A 6,303-nucleotide genomic window follows, 5' to 3' on the forward strand; every position below is an offset into this window, starting at 1 on the left:
AGAAGATTAGGGGTGAGATTCTTCTGCTCTGGTTCTGGCGGTGAGCTTGCACGTGGTTCGATTGCATTCCATCTGGATGATCTGATTCACAGGTACTTGATTAATATCGTGCCTTTTGTACCAGATTTGCTGATGGTTATAAGAAATCTTCTGGTCGTAATCATGGTCAAAGAAGCCCCATGTATTAATCGTCATTTGTTGCTTTGTGCCGCCAAAACTGACTTCTGCGCCGCTATCTTCAACCACAGGCTCCTTGTGCTGATAATTAAATTTGGCCACTGCTTTCATGGTTTCTCCAGGGGCTACTGAAAAACCATAAAGGCAGCAGTGGCTTCCCGGGCACTGGCAGGCGGGCACATCTATATTGCTGTGGTAGCCAGACACATTTTCACGAAATGTCATGGTCTCCGTATCTATGTTCTTGATGTTTATTGTGAGGTAGTTGGTGAAGTCGGCATGGGCGGAAAGGGAGATAAAGGCAGAGAGAAGCAGCAAATAAAGAGTCTTCATATCAGCTCCGGAATGGGCGGGTAGACTGCCAAAATTCTAGAACATAAATGTATGTCAGCTTTTTATTATTTATAAGCTGGTCCTCATGCAGTCTCTTGAACTTTTGCTAATCTGCTCTTAAACGGCAGGGGACAAATACTCTGCAATACTGGAAGTGATTTCCATGGGTAATTATGACTTCTTATAACGGCCAGATGTATGACGAAGTCGCCAGTGGCGATATCAGTTACCTCTATTTGCGAGATGTCCCTGACTTGTTACAGAAGTATCCACCTCCAGGTGGCAGAGCCCTGGATTATGGTTGTGGATCAGGTATTCGTGTCCCTTTTTTGCAGGGGTTAGGCTATGAAGTAGAAGGTGTGGATATAGAGTCTGCCATGCTGGAGCTGGCCAGGGAGAATAGTCCGCTTGTGCCTTTCAGGTTGATTAAATCGGCTGAGGTGATGTGCGAAGACGGTTGTTTTGATCTGGTTTTTAACTGCTATGTGCTTATGGATGTTCCCGATAAGAAAGAGATTCAAAAAATAATGAATGAGTCGTATCGGATACTGAAGCCCGGTGGCATTCTTCTGGTGCTAGTGACTTCTGAGGCTTTGCATCAGCCCGGCTATCGATCGACTTTTTACCATTTGCCGGAAGGGCAGCTAGCCACTAGCGGCAGAAAAATGAAATTATTCGTTAAGGACACTGACCTGTCTTTTGAAGATTACTTCTGGACCGATACGGACTACAGAAAAATGTTTAACAGAGCGGGTTTTAAATTGCTCAAACACCACTTGCCTCTTGGGAATGAGCATGAAGGTTTTCGGTGGCAGGATGAGTTGAATCTGTCGCCTACATCGACCTATGTGTTGAAAAGGCCAGAATAGAATTGGAAGGGGTGGGTGCCTGAATTTCAGGCACCCAATGACATCAGAAACTTTTGATGTTGGACAGGTTGGGCTTGGCGTCCTTGTTCTCTTTATAAATGAGAGCGATATTGCCAATGGTTTGAATCAGTTCTGCCTGGGTCTGGTTGCAGAGTTCGACAATGGCTTCTTTCTTGACTTCACGATCGCCAACGGCAAATTTCACCTTGATTAATTCGTGATCGTGCAGGGCGCGCAGGGTTTCTTCAATAACACCGTCGCTCAGGCCGTTACCCGCAACCATAACAACAGGCTTCAGTTTGTGGCCGAGGGAACGGTAATGTCTTTTCTTTTCAGAACTAATGCTCATGATTTTGGAATCCTGAGGCTGATTATTCAGTGAGCCTGTTGCATACAGCCATGGCAAGCAGGCGGCAGTTCGACAGAGCGAATATCAGGATGAGGGACTATTGTTCCGACTTGTACCTGAAATGAGGGTTCGCTGCTCGGTTTTTGTGAGATAGGGAAAAACCGGGTTGGAAACTGCTGATCAAAAGTTCATTATTCTACTTTATTCTCTATGGCTCACAAGTCTAAGAGCCATGAATAACACATTTAAGGTATAGAATGGCCAGATCCAAAAGCAGTGCCCGCTGGCTGCAGGAGCACTTTGAAGACGAATACGTAAAACGTTCCCAGGAAGATGGCTACCGCTCCAGAGCCAGCTATAAGCTGATTGAGATCCAGGATAAGGACAAATTGATCAAACCGGGTATGAGGGTTGTGGATCTGGGGGCAGCGCCTGGCGGCTGGTCTCAGGTAGCCATCGAACTGGTGGGTGATCATGGTCGGGTGGTGGCGTCTGATATCCTGCCCATGGATCCCATTGCCGGTGTGGACTTTGTCCAGGGTGACTTTACCGAGGACACTGTACTGGAAAAAATTCTCGAAACGATCGGAAGTGACAAGGTAGACCTTGTAATTTCCGATATGGCCCCCAATATGAGTGGTACACTGGCAGTGGATCAGCCAAGAGCTATGTATCTTGCTGAGCTGGCTCTGGATTTGGCCAGGCAGGTGCTGAAGAAAAACGGCTCTTTCCTGACCAAGACATTCCAGGGCGAGGGATATCAGGAGTATCACAAGGATATGAAGACTTCATTCCAGAAAGTGATTACCCGTAAACCGGGATCGTCCAGAGCCCGGTCGAGAGAAGTATTCCTCCTGGCCAGAAATTTTATATCCTGAAGGCATTTCTTTAACCGGGAAGTAGAAATGTCTTGATCGTTCAGGGCTCTGTTAGATCTTGACGTAGAACTGACAAAAGACTGGAAAACCCGGAAAACCGTGTCGCAGCACCCTTTGCGGCAGAGCGGCCAGAATCATAGATTCTTTCTATCTGCCCAATAGCCAGCTGATGACTGTCACCCTCTCTGCCATTCGTGTATGGTAGAGGGTGCGAATTAACCATAAGAGAGAGCAGAGCCGGTAATTATGCCCTTTAACACCGTTCGCTACAGGCTTCAGTACGCTCAAGTGAGGGTAGCCCTTTGAATGATATGGCAAAAAACTTGATTTTATGGGTCATCATTGCCCTTGTGCTGTTGACCGTATTTAAAAACTTCGATGGCATGCAGTCTTCTACTCAGAAGCTCAGTTATTCTGACTTCGTCAGTGCAGTAGAAAACCGTCAGGTCAGCAAGGTTGAGATCGATGGGTTTACGATTAAAGGGCTCATGAACAGCAGTGAGCGTTTTGAGACTAACCTGCCACCGGCAGTGCCCGACAACCAGCTGATGGACGAGCTGTTACGCGCCAATGTCCAAATTGAATCCAAACCGATTGAAAAGCAAAGCATCTGGACACAGTTGCTGGTTGCCAGTTTCCCGATTCTGGTGATTCTTGCTGTCTTCATGTTCTTTATGCGACAGATGCAGGGTGGCGGCGGTGGCCGTGGCGGCCCTATGAGCTTTGGCAAGAGTAAGGCCAGGCTGCTGTCGGAAGATCAGATTAAAACCACTTTTGCCGATGTTGCTGGCGTTGAAGAAGCCAAGGAAGACGTGCAGGAACTGGTGGACTTCCTGAAAGATCCTGGCAAGTTCCAGCGTCTGGGTGGCCGCATTCCTCGCGGTGTCCTGATGGTAGGTCCTCCGGGTACCGGTAAAACCCTGCTGGCCAAAGCTATTGCAGGTGAGGCCAAGGTACCGTTCTTCACTATTTCCGGTTCCGACTTTGTTGAAATGTTTGTGGGTGTGGGTGCTTCCCGTGTTCGTGACATGTTCGAACAAGCCAAGAAGCAGGCGCCTTGCATCATCTTCATTGATGAGATTGATGCAGTAGGTCGTCACCGTGGTGCTGGCATGGGCGGTGGTCACGATGAGCGTGAGCAAACCCTTAACCAGCTGCTGGTAGAAATGGATGGCTTTGAAGCAAACGACGGTATTATCGTAATTGCGGCTACCAACCGTCCAGACGTGCTGGACCCTGCGCTGCTGCGTCCTGGTCGTTTTGACCGTCAGGTGGTAGTAGGTCTGCCAGACATTCGTGGTCGTGAACAGATTCTGAAAGTCCACATGCGCAAAGTGCCTATTGCTGACGACGTAGAGCCAGCAGTGATTGCCCGTGGTACTCCAGGCTTCTCCGGTGCGGATCTGTCCAACCTGGTGAACGAAGCTGCCTTGTTCTCTGCCCGTGCCAACAAGCGCATGGTGGGTATGCACGAATTTGATCTCGCTAAAGATAAAATCATGATGGGTGCCGAGCGCAAGTCCATGGTGATGAGCGAGAAAGAGAAACGCAATACGGCTTATCATGAAGCGGGTCACGCGATCGTTGGTCGTCTGGTACCTGACCATGATCCAGTATACAAGGTCAGCATTATTCCTCGTGGTCGTGCACTGGGTGTCACCATGTTCCTGCCAGAGGAAGATCGTTACAGTCAGAGCAAAGAAGCGCTGATGAGTCAGATCTGCTCACTGTTCGGTGGCCGTATCGCTGAAGAAATGACGCTGGGCAAGGCGGGTGTTACCACCGGTGCCTCCAACGATATTCAACGCGCTACCCAGATCGCCAGAAATATGGTGACCAAGTGGGGTCTGTCCGAGAAGCTTGGGCCTCTTCAGTATGATGATGAAGATGGTGAAGTCTTCCTGGGTAAGAACTACGGCAGTGGCGGCGGAAAGATGAACGTTTCCGGCGAAACAGCAAGGTTGATTGATGAAGAAGTTCGTAGCTTTATCGATGAGTGCTACGCTACCGCTGAGCGACTGCTCGAAGAAAATCGCAGCAAGCTGGATGTAATGGCTGATGCTCTGATGCAGTATGAAACCATAGATTCTGATCAGATTGATGACATTATGGAAGGCAAGACGCCTCGCCCGCCGAAGGAATCTTCCGGTTCCTCTTCAAATGGTGATGGCGATGCGGGTGTCAAGGCAGAAGAAGCTCCTGAAGAGTCTGATTCTTCCAATGATACCGACGGTGACAATGATGAGAAGAAAGGACCTATCGGTGGGCCCGCAGGCGAACACTGATACTTTCTGATCACAAGAAAAGGCAGGATGAGAATCCTGCCTTTTTTATTTGTATGAAAGCAAATGTTGCCTGAAGCTCATGGTCGAATGGATGTCTGGGTCTTGGGGGGTGCAGAAAATATTTTTTTGCTTTCTGGAAGAGAATCTATCTTTCTCTCAGTCGCTTTTCAGGAATATTCAGGAGCACGCGATAATGAAGAAGTTGAATTGTGCCGGGAAAACACTGACTTTTGATCGAACACTTGTCATGGGGATTCTTAACATTACCCCGGACTCTTTCTACGAGGGTAGTCGTTATCAGAATCTTGATCAGGTTCTGAAGGTGGCTGATCAGATGGTTCGTGATGGCGCAGATATTCTGGATGTAGGTGGAGAGTCCACGCGTCCGGGAGCAAATGGTGCTGTTACTTGCGAGCAGGAGCTTGAAAGAGTCATTCCGGTTGTTGAGGCGCTGAACAAAAACTTCGATCAGGTTGTTTCTCTGGACACCAGTTCGGCTCTGATTATCAAAGAAGGCAGTCAGGCGGGGGCGGGTATGATTAATGATGTTCGTGCTCTAATGCGTCCAGGGGCGCTCGAAGCTGCCGCAGCAACCGATCTGCCTATAGTTCTTATGCATTCTCTGGTTGATCAACCGGAGCCAGGTTTTGTGCCTCATTATGATGATGTGGCGGGCGAAGTCGGTGAGTATCTTTTGGGGCGGGTTAAAGCCTGTGAAGAAGCTGGCATTTCCAAAGATCGTTTAGTGCTAGATCCTGGTTTTGGTGGTGGCATGTTTGGTAAAACTCCTGCTTATGATTTGCAGCTGCTCAAAGGTTTGGATCGCGTCCTCCGGCAGGGCTTTCCTGTGTTGGCGGGTATGTCCAGAAAGTCATTTATTGGCGCGGTGCTCGATAAACCTGCGCAAGAGCGTTTGAGCGCAAGCCTGGCGGTTGCGGTAATGGCGGCTCAAACCGGTGCTCAGATCATTAGAGTGCATGATGTTGCTGAAACGGTTGATGCTGTTCGTATGGTGGATGCAGTTAAAGCTGCTTAAGGATTTATCTCGAAATAATTTCTCGATTCACTCAGTTGCCGTTCACCCTGAGGCTCTATGTTTCTTGTCAACCTGCTTTTAGTAATTACATAAGAAATTAGAGCCTCATCGGTGAGAAACTCTCCACTGCAAGAGGCTTGGGTCTTTAATCAGACAGCATAGCTTTTTGCATAATGGGGGAATGATATTGAGCCATATCGAATGTCTTTTGGCTACGCCATACGCTGAATGCTATACGTATCAGCTTGCGCATCACGGCTACCAAAGCCTGGGTACAAGTCATTCTTGATGCATAGTGCTCATACATCGCTTTAAATGCCCCACGACTGGCTGCCATGGCCACATTGTAAAGCAAACGGCGCCCTTCGCTTAAACC

At 48.5% G+C, this 6,303-nt stretch carries 6 protein-coding genes and 1 pseudogene; 4 read left to right on the forward strand and 3 right to left on the reverse strand.

The features are described 5' to 3' along the window. Positions 1 to 6 precede the first annotated feature (6 nt). The gene (locus tag WG89_RS14930) at positions 7 to 510 is read right to left on the reverse strand and encodes a hypothetical protein (RefSeq protein WP_062267510.1); all 504 of its coding nucleotides are present in this window, start codon (positions 508 to 510) and stop codon (positions 7 to 9) included. Between the two features lie 173 nt (positions 511 to 683). Between WG89_RS14930 and WG89_RS14935 the strand changes: the two genes are divergently transcribed. Then, on the forward strand, positions 684 to 1,379 hold the full coding sequence (locus tag WG89_RS14935; protein ID WP_062267512.1) for a class I SAM-dependent methyltransferase: 696 nt from the start codon (positions 684 to 686) through the stop codon (positions 1,377 to 1,379). A 43-nt stretch (positions 1,380 to 1,422) separates the two neighbouring features. Here the strand turns inward: WG89_RS14935 and yhbY are convergent, their stop codons facing one another. Further along, a complete protein-coding gene (gene yhbY, locus WG89_RS14940) occupies positions 1,423 to 1,728 on the reverse strand; it encodes a ribosome assembly RNA-binding protein YhbY (RefSeq protein ID WP_062267524.1) in 306 nt (101 codons plus the stop codon). Between the two features lie 257 nt (positions 1,729 to 1,985). Between yhbY and rlmE the strand changes: the two genes are divergently transcribed. From rlmE to folP, 3 genes are all read left to right on the forward strand, one after another. Further along, positions 1,986 to 2,606: a 23S rRNA (uridine(2552)-2'-O)-methyltransferase RlmE gene (gene rlmE, locus WG89_RS14945; protein ID WP_062267514.1), complete on the forward strand. Its 621-nt coding sequence runs from the start codon at positions 1,986 to 1,988 to the stop codon at positions 2,604 to 2,606. A gap of 311 nt (positions 2,607 to 2,917) precedes the next feature. Beyond that, complete coding sequence (gene ftsH / locus WG89_RS14950) at positions 2,918 to 4,891, forward strand: ATP-dependent zinc metalloprotease FtsH (RefSeq protein WP_079253855.1); 1,974 nt, start codon at positions 2,918 to 2,920, stop codon at positions 4,889 to 4,891. A gap of 193 nt (positions 4,892 to 5,084) precedes the next feature. Further along, positions 5,085 to 5,927: a dihydropteroate synthase gene (folP, locus tag WG89_RS14955; protein ID WP_062267518.1), complete on the forward strand. Its 843-nt coding sequence runs from the start codon at positions 5,085 to 5,087 to the stop codon at positions 5,925 to 5,927. 145 nt (positions 5,928 to 6,072) lie between these two features. On the opposite strand, the pseudogene WG89_RS31205 reads toward folP, so the two are convergent. Continuing rightward, positions 6,073 to 6,303: pseudogene (locus WG89_RS31205) on the reverse strand (hypothetical protein); the annotation flags it as partial.

The organism is Endozoicomonas arenosclerae, from assembly GCF_001562015.1.
Lineage (GTDB): Bacteria > Pseudomonadota > Gammaproteobacteria > Pseudomonadales > Endozoicomonadaceae > Endozoicomonas_A > Endozoicomonas_A arenosclerae.

Bases quoted from the DNA above. Each gene is read 5' to 3' on its own strand.
- WG89_RS14930 (WP_062267510.1), bottom strand. From the start codon at position 510: ATGAAGACTCTTTATTTGCTGCTTCTCTCTGCCTTTATCTCCCTTTCC.
- WG89_RS14935 (WP_062267512.1), top strand. From the start codon at position 684: ATGACTTCTTATAACGGCCAGATGTATGACGAAGTCGCCAGTGGCGAT.
- yhbY (WP_062267524.1), bottom strand. From the start codon at position 1,728: ATGAGCATTAGTTCTGAAAAGAAAAGACATTACCGTTCCCTCGGCCAC.
- rlmE (WP_062267514.1), top strand. From the start codon at position 1,986: ATGGCCAGATCCAAAAGCAGTGCCCGCTGGCTGCAGGAGCACTTTGAA.
- ftsH (WP_079253855.1), top strand. From the start codon at position 2,918: ATGGCAAAAAACTTGATTTTATGGGTCATCATTGCCCTTGTGCTGTTG.
- folP (WP_062267518.1), top strand. From the start codon at position 5,085: ATGAAGAAGTTGAATTGTGCCGGGAAAACACTGACTTTTGATCGAACA.